We start from the raw sequence: 19,433 nt of genomic DNA, 5'->3' as shown, positions 1-19,433 counted from the left end.
CCGGCCGCACCGGCGCAGCCGACACGGTCGCGCTGATTCCGCGCATGCGTGATGTCGCGGCAATCGATACGGTGACGGCGAAACGCGATGCAAAACCGCGGCCCAAAACAAAAGCGCCACGGAGCGGACTCCGTGGCGCTTCATTTTTTCCCGCCGGCGCGGAGGCGGGGCCTCCGCGTGGCGAAACGCGCTTAAGCGGCTGCTGCCGGCTTCGCCGCCTTTTGCAGCTTGCCCTTGCCGGCGCGCTGGATTTCCTCGAGCTTGATCTCGACGTGACGCGAGAACACGTACTCGGCCGGGCGCTGCTTGTCGATCGGAATGTCCGGAGCGAACGGGCCGTCGGTCTTGATGCCCTTGCGGCTCACGGCGAACGCCTTCAGCGGATGCGCCATCGTGTCCATCACGGCGGTCGCTTCGAAGCCGCAGTGGACCATGCAGTCCGCGCACTTCTCGTAGTTGCCGACGCCGTAGTTGTCCCAGTTCGTGTCTTCCATCAGTTCCTTGAAGGTCTTCACGTAACCTTCGCCGACCAGGTAGCACGGCTTCTGCCAGCCGAACACCGTACGCGCCGGGTTGCCCCACGGCGTGCACTTGTACGTCTGGTTGCCGGCCAGGAAGTCGAGGAACAGCGACGACTGGCTGAACGACCAGCGCTTGCCGCCTTCACCGCGCTTCAGGATTTCGCGGAACAGGTTCTTCGTCTTGTCGCGGTTCAGGAAGTGCTGCTGATCCGGCGCGCGCTCGTACGCATAGCCCGGCGACACGGTGATGCCGTCGACGCCTATCGGCTTCAGCGTATCGAAGAACTTCGCGACGCGCTCGGGGATCGCATCGTTGAACAGCGTGCAGTTGATGTTCACGCGGAAGCCGCGGCGCTTCGCTTCCTTGATGGCCGCGACCGCCTTGTCGTACACGCCTTCCTGCGACACCGAGTGGTCGTGCATCTGCGCGTCACCGTCGAGGTGGACCGACCAGACGAAGTACGGGCTCGGCTGGTAGTCGTCCATCTTCTTTTCCATCAGCAGCGCGTTCGTGCAGAGGTAGACGAACTTCTTGCGCTTCATGATGCCGCGGACGATTTCCGGCATTTCCTTGTGCAGCAGCGGCTCGCCGCCCGCGATCGACACGATCGGTGCGCCGCACTCGTCGACCGCTTCCAGGCATTCCTGGACGGACAGACGCTGGTTCAGGATGGGGTCCGGGTAATCGATCTTGCCGCAGCCGTTGCACGCGAGGTTGCAGCGGAACAGCGGCTCGAGCATCAGCGCGAGCGGATAGCGTTTGTTGCCGGACAGGTGTTGGCGCGTGATGTACGCGCCGACGCGGACTTGCTGGAGCAGCGGAATAGACAAGAGATGTCCTCCTTAAACTTCGCGGGCGACAGCTTGCGTGAGCTTCGCCGGCAGCTTGAATTCGACTTTTTCCTCACGGCCCGCCATCGTCGTGACGTCGACGGGACCCAGCGCGCGCAACGCGCCGATGACATCTTCGACCATCTCCTCGGGCGCGGACGCCCCGGCGGTCAGGCCCACGGTTTTCGCATTCGCGAACCATTCGGCCTTGACTTCCGAACCGTCGGCGACGAGGTAGCTCGGCACACCGCTTTCGGTGCCGATCTCGCGCAGGCGGTTCGAGTTCGAGCTGTTCGTCGCACCGACGACCAGCAGCACGTCAACCTGTTCGCTCAGCTCGCGCACGGCGGCCTGGCGATTTTGCGTCGCGTAGCAGATGTCGCGCGTGTCCGGGCCGACGAGGTCGGTGAACCGGCGCTGCAACGCTTCGATGATGCCGCGCGTATCGTCCACCGACAGCGTGGTCTGCGTAATGTACGCGACCGGCGTGTCGACGGGCAGCGTCAGCGTATCGACTTCGGCTTCGCTCTGCACGAGGATCACCTCGGCCGGAATCTGGCCGATCGTCCCCTCGACTTCCGGGTGGCCCGCATGGCCGATCAGGATCAGCCGGCGGCCCGCCGCGACATACTGGCGGCCTTGCACGTGCACTTTCGTGACGAGCGGGCAGGTGGCGTCGAGCACGTCGAGCCCGCGCGTTTGCGCGTCGCGCTCGACCGTCTGGGCGACACCGTGCGCGCTGAAGATCGCGACAGCGCCGTGGGGCACCTCGTCGAGTTCCTCAACGAATCGGGCCCCTTTATTACGCAGATTCTCGACGACATGCCGGTTATGCACGATCTCATGACGCACATAGACCGGCGCACCGTGCTGTTGCAGCGCGCGATCGACGATCTCGATCGCCCGGACAACCCCCGCACAAAAGCCGCGGGGCTGGGCAAGGATGACTCGCATAAGTGAGCGAACTCCGACGACAGACGCCGGGGTTCGAGGAGCTGGCACTCGCTCGCTCGCCCCGGCTTGATGTTATGAAGGCAGGAACGAACCGGCCGGCCAGGCCCCGGAACCCCGAATTAGTCGCGCATTTTAACTCTATCGGGAAGTCCTTGCTCTGGTGCTGTTTCCGGCGTGTTGCATTTGCGGGAGAACCGCGTCGGCGCTGGCGCGCGCGGAACCCAGTAAACTACGCGGTTTCGCGGGCAGCCGCTCCGGCTGCCCGGCGTCGCGCTCATTTCAAGGCCATTCGATGACCGTCGATTCTTACGCGTATTGCCCGGCCGCCCATGCGGTTTCGGGCGTTGTGTTCCTGACCCTTATTGATTTCGCCGATGCCGGCGCCCGACAGGAGGCGCGCCGATGATGCTGGTGCTTGCATTCCTGGTGTCCGGCCTGTCGCTGATGATCTGGATCGTGCTGCTCGTCGCGCGCGGCGGCTTCTGGCGCGCGGTGCCCGCGCGGCCGCTGCCGCCCGAGGCGCGCGGCGCGGCGGCCGAGGCCGGCTGGCCGGCCGTCGTCTCGGTCGTGCCGGCGCGCAACGAGGCCGACGTGATCGCCCGGGCGGCGACTTCGCTGCTCGAGCAGGATTACCCGGGCGACTTTCATCTGATCATTGTCGACGACCACAGCGACGACGGCACCGCCGACGCGGCCCGCGCGGCCGCGCTCGCGATCAACCGCGCCGACCGGCTGACGGTGCTGGCCGCGAAGCCGCTGCCGGCCGGCTGGTCGGGCAAGGTATGGGCGCAGTCGCAGGGGATCGCCGCGGTGCAGACGCTCGGCCTGCCGGCCGACTACCTGCTGCTGACGGATGCCGACATCGGCCATCCGCCCGACGCCGTCGCGCAGCTCGTCACGCGCGCGCAGGCCGAGAACCGCGATCTCGTGTCGCTGATGGTGCGGCTGCGCTGCGATTCGTTCTGGGAAAAGGCGCTGATCCCGGCATTCGTGTTCTTCTTCGCGAAGCTCTACCCGTTCTCGTGGATCAACAACCCGCGCAACCGGACGGCCGGCGCCGCGGGTGGCTGCATGCTCGTCAAGCGCACGGCGCTCGAGGAAGCGGGCGGCATCGAGTCGATCCGCGGCGCGCTGATCGACGACTGCAGCCTCGCCGCGCAGATCAAGCATCGCGGCGAAGGCCGCCATCCGATCCGGCTCGACCTGGCCGACCGCAGCGTGTCGCTGCGCCCGTACGACAGTTGGCGCGACATCTGGAACATGATCGCGCGCACCGCGTTCACGCAGCTGCACTACTCGCCGCTGCTGCTGGCCGGCACGCTGCTCGGGATGACGATCATATATCTCGTGCCGCCCGCCGCGGCGCTCGCATACGGCGCGCGCGCGTGGCCGGCGTGGCTCGCATGGGCGTCGATGTGCGCCGCGTATGCGCCGATGCTGCGCTACTACCGGCGCTCGCCGCTGTGGGCGCCGGCGCTGCCGCTCGTCGCGCTGTTCTACGTCGGCGCGACGTTCGCGTCCGCGTGGCGCTACTGGCGCGGCAAGGGCGGCCAGTGGAAGGCGCGCGTGCAGGCGCCGGTGGATCGCTGAGTCTTGCCCGGGAGGCGTGCCTCCCGGCAGCCGGAAAGCACACAGCCCGATCGGTGGAAACCGGTCGGGCTGTTTCGTTTTCGGCGGTGCGGTGCGACTGCATCAGCCGTCGAACGAACCCCGGCCCGGCAGTGTGCGTCGCGTAACGTGGCCAGAAGCGCAGTCTCGTACCTTGGACGAATTGTGGCGGTGACCGTTGTCAGTCGTGTCTCGCTGTCGCGTTGAACGAGGATTCAAATAGCGCCCATTAGCTCACACGCTATGCGGCAATAGATGGAACAGTAGGGCGGCGATGTCGCGTTTCTGTTGCACCACGTCGAATACTGGAGAGAGATCAGGCGATTCCGAATCCCGACATACTCGAGCGCAGCACTGCACCGCATGTCGTCTTGTGTCCATCGAGGGCGACCGGGCGTCCTTCGACCACGAAATTCGGGTCGCCCTCCGCGATTACACAGACTTGATGCCCCTCAATCGGGCAGATACAGGGATCGCCTTTCCTTGCGACAGCCTTTCCGTCGATATCAAAGTTCGACGCGCCACCCACGACCTGTCCTCCGTGATCGGTTGAGTCTCCTACTCGAATAGCGTTACGCATCGTTCGTCATTCTCCATCACCCTTTCGGGGGCACGTTGCCAGTGTCCGCAGCACCCGGCGGCGCAATGTCGTCAACGGCAACAAGGGTCCATATAGTCGGCACGCTATGCCTAGACTCCCGACCCATTACACGGTCCAGAATGCCCGGCTGATTCAATATTTCGATCGATGGCATGACCGTTCCGAGTTCGAAGTACTGCCGGCTCCCACCAGCGACCGGAAGGCCGTTAGCTTCTGGGCATGTCCACCAACCGCTGCGCGGACAAGCGCCTCCCGTTTGCACAATAGTATTCAGTGGCGCTGGCGGTACCCCTGTTTCGCTCGCCTGATCCCCACCGGTGGCCGGGCGCAGCCGTATTGAATTCACAATCGACTCGAATAGCTTGGTTGCCTGTTCTTCGGTCAAGCCGGGCCGTTGATCGGTGCGGGTCGTCAATTCAACCGAAAGCGTGGGCTTCAGTGGCTGCAAATGTTCACCTTGCGCTTCCCAATGAAACTGGTAGGTGCGAAAGCCGCCGTCGGTCGGAAGCGACCACAAGCCTTCCTCACCCTTTCGGCCGTTCACGTCATGTTCGCCACGTTGCAAGGTGCGAATACCCGACACGAGTGATTGCAGCGCCCCCGGAATGACGCCGCTATCGACTCGCTGCAATAACGACTTCGTATCTGGCTTGGCCGTCATCGTCGTTACGTGTACGAGTAGGCCCGGGGCACTTGGCAGTTCGAACGTGATCGATGCTATTTCGTGCTGCGGCGTCTTCCCGTCATCGGCAAAGTAACCATCTTTTAAGCAAAACCCCGCATCCTGAGGAATCTGATTTGGAGTGCGCGCCCGGAGACTCGGTAAAAATCTATTTTTTAAATTCTCAGTAATTTGGGTGTATTTGTCGGGATCGAATCCATCGGTGTCGATGAAAAACGTTCTGCCATTAATCCATTTATATGCCTCAAAGCCGAGAATTTTTTCTCGGTACATGATCGCCGATTTGAGGAATATCATTCCGTTGTCGTGCAAATCGATTACTCGATCAAAAGCAAGGTCACTCTTGTGCTGTGGTTTCTTTAGCCCATTCTCTCTTGCCTTCATTCTCTGTTGGAAGGCTGAAATGTTCGGATATTTTGTATTGGTTTGGACGAGGCCGAACATATATTCACCCATCTGTGCATATAGTTCCATATTCGCTGGAACATCAACTAGATATCGTCCAACACAGTATGTTTTTGATTCGTTCATATTCGGCTCGCCAGCTACACAGGTTACGGACAAAAATGTGAGGATCAGTGTTATCAGTCTCTGAATCTTCATGCGCTTCCCTGAGGAGATACATTCGATTGCTGGACCGGCGGCGCTAGTTGAACAATCTTTGCGATGGACCATAACACACATTCGCGCACCGGCTCATTGTTGTACGACATTTGATGATCGAATCCGGTCATGCGGAAAGTAATCGGTTTCGATCCACCTTCAGTGATCAAATTCCCTGAGTCGAACGGTACGGTTCCGTCACCAGAAAACACGATATCGTTCGCCTGCTCATCCTTCGGAGAGGGAGCATTCTCCAGTTTAAACGTCGCCTTCTGTGTGCCAAATTTCAAAACGGATTTTCCAAATAAATCAAAGTCATTTGATTTTAGAGTTGGCAATTTCCATTCAAACTCGGCGCCAACTTCATCCTTTGTTGACCAGTTGACATTTCCAAAGGATACTTGCTTTTTATCTGCGCCGTAGTATGCGTAAGTAACGGGGTGGCAATATAAATTCAGCGCATCGTGAAAGTCCTCGGCTGCCTGAATTGCCTTTTTGTAGCGACTCATATCCCGCTTGCCTTCATCATTTTTTATTTTCGCAGGATTAATCAAATCCTCGTTAACCATTCCCCACCAAACGTCGTTTACGCTGGTTGAGTAAATTTCGTCATAGGGATTCGATAGCGGCAACGGTGGCATGGCTTCGACTTTGTTTCCATTTGAATGCCGAATGAACTTAAGCCATCCCGGCGAAAAGTTTTTTGTTGGCAGAAGTTCAAGCGGACCGGGAGAGTTCCCCATCACGCATACGATATCAGCTGCACTCCAACCCATGATTTCCGCCACCAGCGCACCTTCAACGTTGAATGACCCGCTTACTTCAGTGCCGGCACGGAAGCGACGATATACAACCGGAGCGCCACCGACAGGTTGCACACCATGAACGATACCTAGCACCGTGTCGGGGCCGGCGTGGCTTGCGGCGACGGGGGCAGTGCTCGGTTCTTGCTGTTTAATTTGAGTTGCGTCGGTGTCGTCCGGTGTTTCTGCTCCCTCGGCTTGCCCGCCGCTGGAATTACCGTCGGCATCGCTTCCGCTACCGGAAGTCGAGTTAGCGGCGCTGCTCAATTTCTGTGCCGCGCGGCGCGCGACAAGTCCGCCCATTGAGTGCGTGACGATGATGACCTTTCCGGTAGAGATCCAATAGGAACCCTTCTTGTAGTATTCAATTGCTTCATTGATACGCGCAATGAGCTGATCTGCCGACGCGTCATTCGATGCGAGCCAGTTGTATCCGCACACCCATACCGGATAGTAATACTGTGACACTCGCGAGAATTCATCAGGTGCGAGCGGTTCGATGGTCACGCCTTGTGGGTTCCACTCTTTGCGAACGTCGATCGATTGATTCTTTACAATCCGCTCTAACGTCTGCGCTACTTGCCATACGTCTTTCGGCTTTGGCTCATCGGAAGGTAGTTCGGGTTCAACGAAAGGCTCGTTCAGTGCGAATTCGAGTTCGGCAAGAATCCCGCCGTAGCTATCAAAGTGAATTTCGCCCCATCCACGTCGTTTCGCTTCGTCATTCGTCAACGAGAATAAATATCGTGGAATGCTTACCTTTCCGCTGCGGTCCACTTCGACTCGCTCAGGGCCAATCTGCATTTGTCTCGCCGCCGGGCTCTGATGCAACCGGCGGAACCATTCGCCGAGACCCGCCATCTTGCCGTTTGGCGGGCTCCACGCGGGCGCGCCAGGCTTGGTCGCGTTCTTGTTTCCGCAGAGATTTGTTCCCATGATGCCAGGCACAAAAATCACCGGAATGACGTGTCGCGGGGGCAGTTTCCCAAGCGCACACACTTTGAACGATTCCGGACTCATAACGCTATCAAAGTACGGGTTGCCGTTCACATCGAATCGAAGTGGGACGCGGCGATACGCTTGTTTCACTCCGCACTCCGAGTTCCCGTTTGCAGTTTCAGCGGTAGCCATTTCTATTAATCTTCTTTTATGTTCAGTCAACCGGAAGGAATGTAACTGGACGAATCTCGCTATCGTTCGCAATCAGCGAGTGCGTACCATCGGCTGTCAGCTTTCCTTGATCGCGTATGCCACCGACATCGTCCATGACCTTGTGCGCAAGCCCGACATGCGGCTTGCCGTCTGGACCGACTACCTTAAACCGCTCATCCGTCTTCATCGATGAAGTCGGCATGCTCGGCAGGTCCGCCGTGCCTCCACCGCCCGTGACCGCCTGAAAGCCGCTTGATTCAATTCGATGCTCACCGGTTGATGACTGGACGATTTTTCCATTCGCAATTTTTATCACCGCGCCGTTTGTTCGCAGTTCCAGCTCCGGGGCTTCCAAAATCAACTTTTCGAGCGAGTAAAGGTGCAAGCGCTCAGACGTGCCGATTTCGCCCTTTCCTTGGTGCGCCTGAATAGTCAAGTCGCCTGATCCCACCATAAGCCTCATCCCGGCTTTGGCGAATGCCGATAGTCCCTGCGCGGCACGCATCAGGATGCGCCGGCCGGCGCTGAGATTGACATCCTGAGCGGCTACCGATTCAACATTTCCGCCTGCGACCGCAAGAACGTTTTCCGGACTGGATATCGCGATACCGTCCGGCGCAGTAACACCGATCGCCGCTGCTCCGCCGTCGTCTGCCCACTCTCGAATGCCTTTCGTCAACTTTTCTTGCAGGCCGGTATCAGTCTCGTACGCATCATGCGTTGATGACAATTCACTCAGCCTCTTTGCGATAGACAGAGCCAGTTCCAATTGACCGGTCAATTCCGCTCGATCTAGGACGCGCCCGCTTGCATTGTTGCGGGCGTCTGTCGAAAGCAGCATCCCTCGTGCGGCTCGAATCGCGCCGGATAGATCGGTGCGAAGTTCGAAGCCTTCACCCCGCTTTTCCGATGCACCTTTGTCGCGAGGATGGCCAATCCAGCCCTGATTGAGCTGAGTTTTGCCGTGTTCGGAGGATAGTTTGGTCTTTGTCTGTGCAGTCGTATCATCGAATTGCAACTCGCCATAGCCCAGGCCGCCGATTTCCTTCGACCGGATGCCGTATAGCGGCGCGTTGTCGGGCAGATTTCCTGCGCTGGCGAACTGCACGGGTGCATGTTGCGCGTCGAACATGTTTGCGACTACGATCGGTTTATCCGGATCGTTCTGCATGAATAGAACGAGAACTTCGGAACCGACTCGCGGCCAGAACGCTGTTCCAGATTGTGCATCCGCCCACGGTTGCGCGACGCGCACCCGTGCGGAATCGCGTGGTGTGCCGCTTGCGCCGCTATCGGAATGATCGTCTCGTCGAGCAAACAGGAATTGAACACATATGCGTCCTTGATCGTCCACATCGACTTCGCCGTTTCCGACCACGCGCGCACTGATTGGGCCTACAGCCGGCACGCAGGACGCGTCCCACATCGGGACGATATGTGTTGATGCTCGAACACACTCGAAGCGATTAAGGATCGGGCTATCTTCTTCGATTTCGAACTTGCCTTTCCCCGGTGAGTTCGGAAGAAGACTGTTGCGCACGCGTGTTTCCACATGTGTCAACACGAATTGACGCTCTTCGGCTGGATGCCTGTCGATTTCCGGATGGCCGGCCATCGAAAAGACCGTGCCTGCGCCCCCCACGAATGCACGGACGACACTTTGGCCTGCAAAGTGCTTTGCACCTTGCGAGAGCGCAAGTTGGCGACGCTGCATAACCTGTTCGTAGTGGTCTGCATTCTCCGCGATGTGCGGCGAGTCGTACCAATATTGGGTCAGAGTCGCGGCCAGGGCTTTGCCGTGTTCGCCTTGGTCCTGTGACGTCGTGGCGTCGAGTTGTTTGACACCGGCGGTTTGATAATCATGTGATGCGGCGTACACGGCACCGGGCGCAAGTTCTCTATATGCCTCCCACGCGAAAATCGTGTCGTTCGGCTCCGTCGCATCCGCTCGATTGAAGCGTACAAGGCCGGCCCGGTTTGCCTTCCACGCGTCGGCTTTATCGACAAGGTGCAATGTGTGAATAGGTGCGCCGTTCTCTATCTGATGCGTGAAGTACCAACTAATGCCTTCGCGGCGCCACAAGCGAGTCATAAATGCGAGGTCGCTTTCCTTCGCCTGCATCGTGAATCCCCGACTTGGGTAGGTGCCGAGCGCGCTCGTGTCGAGTCGAAACGCTGCGCCGATGACCTGATTGCCGGTCGTGTGCTCTTGAATGATCGTGTGCGAAATGTCTGCAACGGATGCATCGCGGAATACACGCCACGTCACGCGTCGATCAAGCAATGAAAGCGCGTCAGTGCAGACGAATTCGTAAAGCACAAAGCCACCATCGGCGGCAAGTTGACGTGCTTCGCAAACGATTGCACAAATGGTTTGTTCAATGCCCGCGATGTCGCCAATCTGGAACGCCACGGGCGCACCGATGAATGCCTTCAGCGGCATTGAGATATCGCTGGATAGCGCTTGCAGGGTGAGCCTGATCGGCTCACAAACACCTTCGCGTGCGGTGAGTTGATGCGCCAGGACGGCGTCGCCCGGCAGGCTCATTGATGACGCAAACTGCACTTGTAGCAACCGGCGAGATTGCGTGAAGCCGGACAGCAGCCTTTCAAAGTTTAGAAACTGTGCCGATATGGCACGAACAAATTCTATTGGATTCATTGTTGTTTTGTGCCCTCAGGTCTCGACGGTTACCCGTGTCATACAGCTTCCGCGCTTGTCGGCCGGCATTTCAACCTTCCAGTCACGTGCAGCACGTATCTGAAAGATTGCAAAAAGTCGATCATCACACCACAAAAGCTCGACCATACGAACTACTTTTGTAAGTGTCAATCTAGTTATTTACAAACCTGTTGGCCTTGACAGGTGTGCCGAATCCGAAAATCAAAATTATCTAATTAATGTGGATGCAGCCAGATTGTTAAATGAAGTGCCTGCTCACCGCGCGATGTCGATTGATTGGGCGCCGGTCAAGATGTCACGGCGTCTGACATAAAGCTCGCCACTGGCAGTGACTCAATCATCGAGCATTGTGATTTGTCCGCGTAGAGCTCTGCATATCCGAAGGGTGCTCCCGACACTTCAATTCCCAGACATGTCTCAGTCATAAAGAAACACACCGAGGGTCGGATGGAAAATCCAATCCTCGGTGTGCAAGGCCATCGGTGGAAACCGGTCGGGCTGTTTCGTTTTCACCAGTGCGGCTTGCCGGCCTTCAGCGCTGCGTCAGCATCATGTACATCTGGACCACGACGTCCGGCGAGAACGTGAACGGCACCCAGCCGTAGCCCGTGTGGCGGGCCACCAGCAGGCGGTCGCCGTTCGACTGTTTCTGCACGGCCATCATCGGGTTCTTCGTCGTCACGAAGCGCCAGCCGGCCGGGATGCCGGGCGGCGGCTCCGGCTGCATCGACGCACGCGCATGCGCGAGTTCCTCGATCAACTGGCCCAGTTGTTCCGGGTGCAGCGTGATCGATTCGCCGTTGATGGTCAGCGTGAGTTCGTTCTGCGTCGGGCGCGACACGTGCAGCGTCGCTTTGTCGGACGGGGCCGGGGCGGTGTCGACGTCGGCTTCGGCTGCGGCTTCAACCGGCGTTTCGGCTTGCGCTGTCGCGACGATGGCCGTTTCGGCGTCGGCCGTCGCATCCACCGTGTCGGCCGCGGCAGGCGCGGGCGCGATCACGGCCGGTTCCGCCGCCGGCGTACCCGCCGGTGCAGGTTCGACGACTTCGGCTGCCACTGCCGTGGCGGGGACTGCGCCCGTCGCGGCTTCCTTGACGACGGCCTCGACCAGCGCCTCGGCGTCGGCGATGGCCTTCGCGTGATGCTGCGCCGCCGCTTCGGCTTGTGCGATCGCTTCGGCATGACGCTGCGTGACCGCTTCCGCCTGCGCGGTGGCATCGGCGTGGCGCTGCGCGGCGGCCTCGGCCTGCGCGATCGCTTCGGTATGGCGTTGCGTGACGGCTTCGGCCTCGGCGGTCGCCTCGGCATGACGCTGCGCGGCGGCCTGCGTTTCCGCGATCGCCTGCGTGTGCTGCTGCGAGAGCGCTTCGGCTTCCTTGATCGCAGCCGTGTGGCGCTGCGCGGCGGCTTCGGCTTCGGCGATGGCAGCCGCGAGACGCTGCGTGGCCGCTTCGGCTTCGGCAGTGGCTTCCGCGTGCCGCTTCGCGGCGGCCTCGGCTTCGACGGTCGCGGCTGCATGGCGCTGCGCGGCCGCTTCGGCTTCGGTGGCTGCCGCGTGATGGCGCTGCGCGGCGGCCTCGGCTTCGGCGATCGCTGCCGCGTGGCGTTGCGACGCCGCTTCGGCATCCGCGTGACGCTGCGCGAGCGCTTCGGTCAGCGCGGTGGCTTCCGCATGGCGCTGCGACGCGGCTTCGGCTTGCGCGGTGGCATCGGTATGACGCTGGGCGGCGGCTTCGGCCGCGGCGGTCGCGCTGGCGTGGCGCTGCTGCGCTGCCTCGGCATCGGCTGCTGCTGCCGTGTGGCGTTGTGCGGCGGCCTGCGCTTCGGCTTCCGCGGCGGCGTGACGCTCGGCCGCGGCCCGGGCCTCCGCTGCCGCGGCGCGCGCGAAGGCTTCCGCGCTGCGGGCCGCCTGCTGCGCGGCGTGGTGATCGTGGAGGAGCTGATCGACGCCCGTGGCGAGCGAAGCGATCTGATCGTTCAGGTTCATGCGTGTCTTCTCTGCGTAAGACCCGCGATTTTAACCGCTGCGCCGGTAGCGGGCCGCCTGCGACGTGTAACAAAGTGCGCAAAGCGGCGTGAAGCACGCCGCTTTGTGTTACTTCAGGTAGCCCGCGGAGCCGAACCAGTCGAGCGCATCGCGCAGCCCTTCGCGGTACGGGCGCGCCCGGTAGCCGAGTTCGCGCTCGGCTTTCGCGGACGTGAAATACATCTTGTTCTTCGACATCCGCAGCCCGTCCACGGTGACGAACGGCTCCTTCTTCGTGAACTTCGCGACCGCTTCCGCACCGACCGCGAGCGGGTAGAGCGGCCAGCGCGGCAGCGCGATCGTCGGCGCCTTGCGGCCCGTCATCTGCGCGATGTCGGCCAGCATCTGCTGCAGCGGCAGGTTCTCGCCGCCGAGGATGTAGCGCTCGCCGATCCGGCCGCGCTCGAGCGCGAGGAAGTGGCCGTGCGCGACGTCGTCCACATGCACGAGGTTCAGCCCCGTGTCGACGAACGCGGGAATCTTGCCGAGCGCGGCTTCGACGATGATGCGGCCGGTCGGCGTCGGCTTCACGTCGCGCGGGCCGATCGGCGTCGACGGATTGACGATCACGGCCGGCAGCCCTTCGTCGGCGATCATCCGCTCGACCGCGCGTTCCGCCAGCACCTTGCTGCGCTTGTAGACGCCGATCGCCTGCTCGGCCGTGAGCGGCCGGTTTTCATCGGACGGATCGCCGGCGCTCGTCACCTTCAGCGTCGCGACGCTGCTCGTATAGACGATCCGCTCGACGCCTTCCGCGCGCGCGGCGCGCATCGTCGCGACCGCGCCCTCGAGGTTCGCGCGCTCGATCTCGTCGGGGTCGGGCGCCCACAGCCGGTAGTCGGCTGCGACGTGCAGCAGGTAGCGCACGCCGCGCAGCGCGGCGCGCATCGACGCCTCGTCGCGCATGTCGCCGGTGACGATCTCGGCGTCGAGATCCGCCACGTTCGTGCGCGGGCTGGTCGGGCGCACGAGCACGCGCACCGCATAGCCCTTCTGCTGCGCGATGCGCGCGACGGCCGAGCCGACGAAGCCGGATGCGCCGGTGACGAGAACGAGATCGCGGGAGGTATCAGTCATGCGTTTCCTTCAGGGCCGCGCGCGGGCGGCGCGGCGGTTGAGCATCGGCGAGATTGTACGTGGTCGGCGCGGGCGGCGACGCCAGGCCGCGACGGGCGTGAAGCGGCTCCGGCCCGTGTGCGAAGCGGCCGACGCGACTACAATGCCGGGCTTGAATGCAACGGGAGGGCGACGCGATGAGCCGCAATGAACTGGACGAACGGATCGAGACCTACTACGTGCGGGTGCGCGGCGTCGTGCAGGGCGTCGGCTTCCGTCATGCGACGGTGCGCGAGGCGCATGCGCTGAAGCTGCGCGGCTGGGTCGCGAATCTCGAGGACGGCACCGTCGAGGCGATGATCCAGGGCCCCGGCGCGCAGATCGACCGGATGCTCGCGTGGCTGCGCCACGGGCCGCCGGCCGCGCGGGTGACCGAGGTGACGTTCGAGGAACGCAAGACCGAGAAACGCTTCGAGCGCTTCCAGCAGCAATAAGAAGAGGCGCGGAACGATCATGACGGGGTATCCGGAGGCCGGGCGCGGCCTCATGTTGTCGGTGATGGCGTCGACACTGTTCGCGCTGATGTCCGTCTACGCGAAACTGCTGGCGCCGCTCACGGGGCTCGACATCTTCGCGTGGCGCGTGTTGTGGACCGCGCCGGGCGCGCTCGCGCTGATCGCGTTGCGCGGCCGCTGGCCCGCGCTCGTCGACCTCCTGCGGCGCAGCGTGCGCGACTGGCGCCTGCTGATTGCGCTGCCCGTGAGCGCCGCGCTGCTCGGCGTGCAGTTGTGGCTGTTCCTGTGGGCGCCGCTGCACGGCCGCATGCTCGAAGTGTCGCTCGGCTATTTCCTGCTGCCGCTGACGATGGTGCTCGTCGGCCGCTTCTACTATCACGAACGGCTCGATCCGCTGCAATGGGCGGCGGTCGTGTGCGCCGCGCTCGGCGTCGCGCATGAAGTGTGGGCGACGCGCGCGTTCGCGTGGCCGACGCTCGTCGTCGCGCTCGGCTATCCGCCGTATTTCGTGCTGCGCCGGCGGATCAACGCCGATTCGCTCGCCGCGTTCGCGGTCGAGATCGTGCTGCTGTGCCCGGTCGCGTTCGCGATGGTCGCGACGAGCACGACGCAGGTGGCCGCCCATCCGGTGCTGTGGGCCGCGCTGCTGCCGGGCCTCGGCGTGCTCAGCACGCTCGCGCTCGCGAGCTACCTGAAGGCGAGCCGGATGCTGCCGATGGCGCTGTTCGGGATTCTCGGCTACGTCGAACCCGTGCTGCTCGTCGCGGTGTCGCTGCTGCTGCTCGGCGAGACGCTGAGCATCGCGGAGCTCGCGACGTACGGGCCGATCTGGGTCGCCGTCGCGCTCACCGCGTGGCACAGCGCGATGCTGATGCGGCGCCTGCCCGCGCGCGGATAAACGTCGATCGCGAGGCGGCGGCGCATGCGGCGTGCCGCGTCGCGCATCGCAAAACACCCACGCCGCAGCGGTCGAACCCATCGATGCTGACCGCAAACTGGCGTCGCGCTGACGCGAGTCTGGCGACGCTGCCTGCCTTGCGCGACAAGGCTCGCACCTGTAATCGAACAGAAGATTCGGTTGCACTTTGTTACTTAGGGTCTCCCCGGATCGGCCATTAGACTGGCCTTACCGACTTCCCTTCGTATGCAGCCTTTCAATGAACGGTCATCTCCGTGCCTGGCCGGCCGGGTTGGCGCGATGCGGGCATACGCGTATCGCCGCCGATCGCGCTCGCCTGCTTCTCCCCGATCCATTCTCCGGTGCGTGCCGCACCGCCGTCGTGCAGGGGGGCTCATGTCGTTGAGCCCGCCGCCTTCGGCCACGTTTGCGCCGTCGCGCAGCGGCCGCCTGATCGAAGTCGATTTCTTCCGCGGCATCGTGCTGTTGATGATCGTCGTCGATCACATCGGCGCGAGCGTGCTGTCGCGCGTCACGCTGCACGCATTCGCGCTGTGCGATGCGGCCGAGGTCTTCGTCTTTCTCGGCGGCTTCGCGACCGCGAGCGCCTATGGCGCGATCGCCGAACGGCACGGCGCGCGCGCCGCGCAAAAGCGCTTCGTGCGCCGCGCGATGCAGATCTACCGCGCATTTCTCGCGACCTCGACGCTGATGCTCGTCGTGTCGGCCGTGCTCGACCACTACGGGATCGATGCGCCGAACCTCGCGCTCGACGACGTCAGCGTGATGCTCGCGTCGCCGCTGACGGGCGCAGCCGAGCTGCTGACCTTCCAGCGCCAGCCCTATCTCGCGTCGGTGCTGCCGATGTACGTGCTGTTCGCGCTCGCGTCGCCGGTGCTCGTGCCGTTCGCGCGCCGGCATCCGTGGCTGCTGGTCGCGCTCAGTATCGCGTCGTGGCTGACGGCGGGCTGGCTCGGCCCCGAGCTGCTGGATGCCGACGGGTTCCGCTGGAGTTTCAATCCGTTCGCGTGGCAGCTGATGTTCGTCGCCGGCGTGCTCGCACGCTGCCAGCCGTTCTACCGGCGCATCGCGCTCGGGCGCTGGGGGGCCGCCGCGACCGGGCTCGCATGCGCGGTCGTGCTCGGCTGCGCGAGCTACAAGCTGTTCTCGGGGCTGCCGCTGCCGGAAGGCGTGTTCAAGCGCGATCTCGCGCTGCCGCGTGTCGTGAGCTTCGCGGCCATCGCGTGGCTGATGGCCGATTGCGTGCGCTTCGGCTGGATCGCGCGGATCGCGCAGGGTGTGCGGCCCGTCGTGGCCGTGGGCCAGCGCGGGCTGATCTGCTTCGTCGCGGGCGCGGCGATCTCGCTCGTCATCGATTCGCTGCTGCATCCGGTCGTGCGCAGCGCGGATCTGCGGCACGTCGGCGTAGGCCTCGTGGCCGACGCATGCGCGCTCGGGCTGATGATGGCCGTGGCCGGTTCGGGAACGTGGATCGCGCGGTGGCGCGGCGCGGCCGCATGAGCGGCGCGTGCGGCACGGAATGTGCCGCGCGACGTCAGTGAGGTGAGTCGATACGGGAGCGGGGAACGGGGGTGGCGTCGTCGGATTCGGCGTCGTCGCGTTCGTCGGGCGCCGGATCGTCGCGTTCCGCGAGTACCGCGTCGGCTTCGGCCGCGGCGCGCGCGGCACGTATCGCGGTGCAGCGCTGAGCGTGCCGGATGTCCGACAGTATCCTCAAGAGCCGCGTTGCTTTGCTTTTCATCGTCTTCTCCCGCCAGTGCGCATCTCGCGATGCGGATGCGCTTCCTGCAACCAGTGTAGGACGCGTTCGCGTGCCTGGCGGGAGAATGTGGCGTGCACGCCGCACGCCGAGGGATATTACTTACTGCGCGGTGGCGACGCCCTGCGCCTGCGGCGCTTCTTCGCGGCGCTCTTCCGCACAACGCTGGTGCTGGCGCGACAGGCGGTTCATCAGCGGCAGCAGCAGCAGTGCGAGCACCATGCCGATCGCGGCGAGCCAGCCGAGCTTCTCGAACAGCGACAGGTACAGCGGCAGCGATTCGGTGGCCGGCAGTTCATGCGACGGCATCTGCGCGAAGTTCGCGACGACGCTGCCCAGATACTGAGACACGCCGGTCGCGACGAAGTACGCACCCATCATGAAGCCGCTCATGCGCGCCGGCACGTAGCGGGCGATCATCGCGAGGCCGAGGCCGCTCACCAGCAGTTCGCCGAGCGAGTAGAGGCCGTAGCCCCACACCATGAACCACGACGACACACGGCCATCGACCGCGTAGCGGCCGCTGATCGTGAACACCAGGTAGCCGGCGGCCACCGAGCCGAAGCCGAGCGCGTACTTCGCGGCGACCGGCAGGTCGCGGCCGCTCTTCGCGACGGCGTTGTACACCCACACGAGCACCGGGCTCAGCAGCATGATCCAGATCGGGTTCAGCGCCTGGAACTGCGCGGCGCTCCACGTGAACAGCGTCGTGTCGAACAGCATGAAGCGCGGATCGACGTTGCGCAGCGCGAACAGCGTCAGCGACGTCGACATCTGCACGTAGAAGATGAAGAACAGGATCACCTGGCCGATCAGCACGAGCGCCGCGATCAGGCCCGCGCGCTCCGAGCGCTCCGACTTCGCGATCATGTACGCGAAGATCGCGAGGATCGCGAACGCGGCCGTCCACACGCTGGCGACGGCGAGCTGCTTGTGCTGCAGCACGTACAGCGTGATCAGCGCGAGCCCGACACCGCCCAGCGCGACCGCGCCGAGGCGCTTCCAGCGGATCGGCTGGTCGTCCGGCAGCGAGCCGACGTGCGCGAGCGTGCGATGCATCAGCATGAAGTTGAGGATCGCGAGCAGCATGCCGCCGCAGCAGACCGCGAACGCGGCGTGCCAGCCCCAGTGATCCTTGATCCACGGCGTCGCGAGCATCGACACCGTCGAGCCGATGTTGACCGCCATGTAGTAGATCGTGAACGCGCTGTCGATGCGCGCGTCGTCGCCTTCATAGATGCGGCGCACGAGGTTGGCCGCGTTGGCCTTGAACAGGCCGTTGCCGACGACGATCACGCCGAGCGACGCGTACATGTACGTCAGCTGATCGTTCGGGACCGACAGCATCAGGTAGCCGGCGCACAGCACGGCCGCGCCGATGATCATCGTGCGACGGGCGCCGAGCACCTTGTCGCCGATCCAGCCGCCGATCGACGGCGCCGCATAGACGAGTGCGGTGAACGCACCCCAGGTCAGGTTCGCATGGCTGTCGGTGAAACCGAGCCGGTCGACCATGAAGAGGACCAGGAGCGCGGCCATGCCGTAGTAGCCGAAGCGCTCCCACATTTCGATGAGGAAGACCGTCGTGAACGATCGGGTTTGTGAAACGGGTGGTTGCATCATCAATCTCGTTTGAAACGGACGGCACGGATCACGCGTCGTCTTTTTGGGGTCGAACTGGCGCCGGTGCACAATGGGGCCGGGTAGGCTTCGTGCTGGCGGTGGAACAGTCGGGCGGTTAGCCCGGGCCGGGGTCTGACTCCGCCGGGAATGGCGGAGACGGGCCCCGACCGGCGCGCGCATGGTAGCGGCTACCGGTCCGGTGCGTCACGTATCTGCCACCTAGGGAAACTCCCAATGTGGCAGCAGCTTTCAGGAACATTCGTCTCATCATCTATTTGTAAGCTTTCGTGCAGGCCCTCCGAAGATTCCCGGAGAGCCGCTTGCAGCTTGCCTGTGAAGCCGGCGAGTCTGGCAAGATAGCGCGTCGTTTCGCTCGCTTCGTGTCCCGTTTAGTGCACCGGGCTCGACACCGAAGAGGTGGGCGAACCCGAAGACTAAGCTATATCGTTCTAACTTAGTTATTTTCCATCAAACATTTTTTGACGATCACTTTTCGGCCTGCTATGGTTCCCCCCACTGAAAACTCGCGGGCTGCAGATGCTGCCGCGCTGGGCAGCAAGATTCGCGCGTTGCGCCAACGACTCAAGCGCACGCTCGACGACACCGCTACCGCCGCGGGGATTTCGAAGCCGTTTCTGTCTCAAGTCGAACGCGGGCTCGCGTCGCCGTCGCTGACATCGTTGGCCGGTATCGCGCACGCGCTCGGTGTGACGGTGCAGTACTTCGTGGATACGCCGAGCGAGGAACGCTCGGTTTGCCGAGGCGAGCAGCTGCGCTTCTTCGGGTTTGCCGATTCGGCGAACCTGTTCGCGCGGCTGACGAACGTGTCCGAAGGGCGCCAGCTGGAGGCGATCCTGGTGAGGATGCCGCCGGGGCAGAAGCGGTCCGAGGTGACGACACATGCAGGAGAGGAGTTCCTGTATGTGATTGAAGGGGAAGTGTCGCTGACGCTGGAAGGCAAGACGTTCGTCCTGCAGGCCGGCGACAGCTCGCACTATCAGTCGACGGTCCCGCACAGCTGGGTCAACACCGCGAAGATCGAGTCGGTGGTGGTCTGGGTCGGTACACCGAGGCTGTTCTAACGCACAGGTATTCCT

The 19,433-nt window shown here is 62.8% G+C and carries 15 protein-coding genes; 5 read left to right on the top strand and 10 right to left on the bottom strand.

The window, feature by feature from the left end:
- Positions 1–191 precede the first annotated feature (191 nt).
- Together hpnH and ispH are read right to left on the bottom strand one after the other, a co-directional pair.
- Positions 192–1,352 (bottom strand): adenosyl-hopene transferase HpnH, encoded by a 1,161-nt coding sequence (hpnH, locus tag CFB41_RS30905; RefSeq protein ID WP_039349540.1) that lies wholly within the window; start codon positions 1,350–1,352, stop codon positions 192–194.
- A 12-nt stretch (positions 1,353–1,364) separates the two neighbouring features.
- Positions 1,365–2,306 (bottom strand): 4-hydroxy-3-methylbut-2-enyl diphosphate reductase, encoded by a 942-nt coding sequence (gene ispH, locus CFB41_RS30900; protein ID WP_089459207.1) that lies wholly within the window; start codon positions 2,304–2,306, stop codon positions 1,365–1,367.
- Positions 2,307–2,708: 402 nt separating this feature from the next.
- On the opposite strand from ispH, the gene CFB41_RS30890 reads away from it, so the two are divergent.
- On the top strand, positions 2,709–3,896 hold the full coding sequence (locus tag CFB41_RS30890; protein ID WP_089459205.1) for a glycosyltransferase: 1,188 nt from the start codon (positions 2,709–2,711) through the stop codon (positions 3,894–3,896).
- A 334-nt stretch (positions 3,897–4,230) separates the two neighbouring features.
- Here CFB41_RS30890 and CFB41_RS30885 read toward each other — a convergent pair whose 3' ends face one another.
- The 6 genes from CFB41_RS30885 to hpnA all read right to left on the bottom strand — a co-directional run bounded on the left by CFB41_RS30885 (position 4,231) and on the right by hpnA (position 13,541).
- Positions 4,231–4,494 (bottom strand): PAAR domain-containing protein, encoded by a 264-nt coding sequence (locus tag CFB41_RS30885; RefSeq protein ID WP_089459204.1) that lies wholly within the window; start codon positions 4,492–4,494, stop codon positions 4,231–4,233.
- Between the two features lie 16 nt (positions 4,495–4,510).
- Entirely contained in the window at positions 4,511–5,800 is a 1,290-nt protein-coding gene (locus tag CFB41_RS37855; RefSeq protein WP_144029976.1) for a T6SS immunity protein Tli4 family protein, read from the bottom strand.
- The gene (locus CFB41_RS37850; RefSeq protein WP_144029975.1) at positions 5,797–7,692 is read right to left on the bottom strand and encodes a triacylglycerol lipase; all 1,896 of its coding nucleotides are present in this window, start codon (positions 7,690–7,692) and stop codon (positions 5,797–5,799) included. The genes CFB41_RS37855 and CFB41_RS37850 overlap by 4 nt, the downstream gene beginning before the upstream one ends.
- Positions 7,693–7,756: 64 nt before the next feature.
- Positions 7,757–10,417, bottom strand: a complete 2,661-nt coding sequence (locus CFB41_RS30880) for a type VI secretion system Vgr family protein (RefSeq protein WP_089459203.1) — start codon at positions 10,415–10,417, stop codon at positions 7,757–7,759.
- Positions 10,418–10,970: 553 nt separating this feature from the next.
- The gene (locus tag CFB41_RS30875; protein WP_089459202.1) at positions 10,971–12,425 is read right to left on the bottom strand and encodes a phage tail protein; all 1,455 of its coding nucleotides are present in this window, start codon (positions 12,423–12,425) and stop codon (positions 10,971–10,973) included.
- A 108-nt stretch (positions 12,426–12,533) separates the two neighbouring features.
- On the bottom strand, positions 12,534–13,541 hold the full coding sequence (gene hpnA / locus CFB41_RS30870; RefSeq protein WP_011353724.1) for a hopanoid-associated sugar epimerase: 1,008 nt from the start codon (positions 13,539–13,541) through the stop codon (positions 12,534–12,536).
- 176 nt (positions 13,542–13,717) lie between these two features.
- Between hpnA and CFB41_RS30860 the strand changes: the two genes are divergently transcribed.
- From CFB41_RS30860 to CFB41_RS30850, 3 genes are all read left to right on the top strand, one after another.
- Positions 13,718–14,014: an acylphosphatase gene (locus tag CFB41_RS30860; protein WP_069253069.1), complete on the top strand. Its 297-nt coding sequence runs from the start codon at positions 13,718–13,720 to the stop codon at positions 14,012–14,014.
- Positions 14,015–14,033: 19 nt separating this feature from the next.
- Positions 14,034–14,933, top strand: a complete 900-nt coding sequence (rarD, locus tag CFB41_RS30855; RefSeq protein WP_089459201.1) for an EamA family transporter RarD — start codon at positions 14,034–14,036, stop codon at positions 14,931–14,933.
- 396 nt (positions 14,934–15,329) lie between these two features.
- Complete coding sequence (locus CFB41_RS30850) at positions 15,330–16,454, top strand: OpgC domain-containing protein (protein WP_089459200.1); 1,125 nt, start codon at positions 15,330–15,332, stop codon at positions 16,452–16,454.
- Positions 16,455–16,488: 34 nt separating this feature from the next.
- On the opposite strand, the gene CFB41_RS30845 is transcribed toward CFB41_RS30850, so the two are convergent.
- Positions 16,489–16,695 carry a hypothetical protein gene (locus CFB41_RS30845; RefSeq protein ID WP_089441397.1) on the bottom strand — a complete coding sequence of 69 codons (207 nt, stop codon included), beginning with the start codon at positions 16,693–16,695 and terminating at the stop codon, positions 16,489–16,491.
- 120 nt (positions 16,696–16,815) lie between these two features.
- Complete coding sequence (locus CFB41_RS30840) at positions 16,816–18,336, bottom strand: peptide MFS transporter (protein WP_089459199.1); 1,521 nt, start codon at positions 18,334–18,336, stop codon at positions 16,816–16,818.
- 503 nt (positions 18,337–18,839) lie between these two features.
- Here CFB41_RS30840 and CFB41_RS30830 point away from each other — a divergent pair.
- Positions 18,840–19,418 carry a cupin domain-containing protein gene (locus tag CFB41_RS30830; protein WP_069252724.1) on the top strand — a complete coding sequence of 193 codons (579 nt, stop codon included), beginning with the start codon at positions 18,840–18,842 and terminating at the stop codon, positions 19,416–19,418.
- The last annotated feature ends 15 nt before the right edge of the window (positions 19,419–19,433 follow it).

The organism is Burkholderia sp. AU33803 (assembly GCF_002223095.1).
In the GTDB taxonomy this organism is placed as follows: Bacteria; Pseudomonadota; Gammaproteobacteria; order Burkholderiales; family Burkholderiaceae; genus Burkholderia.
This window is presented reverse-complemented; position numbering and strand designations above follow the sequence as displayed.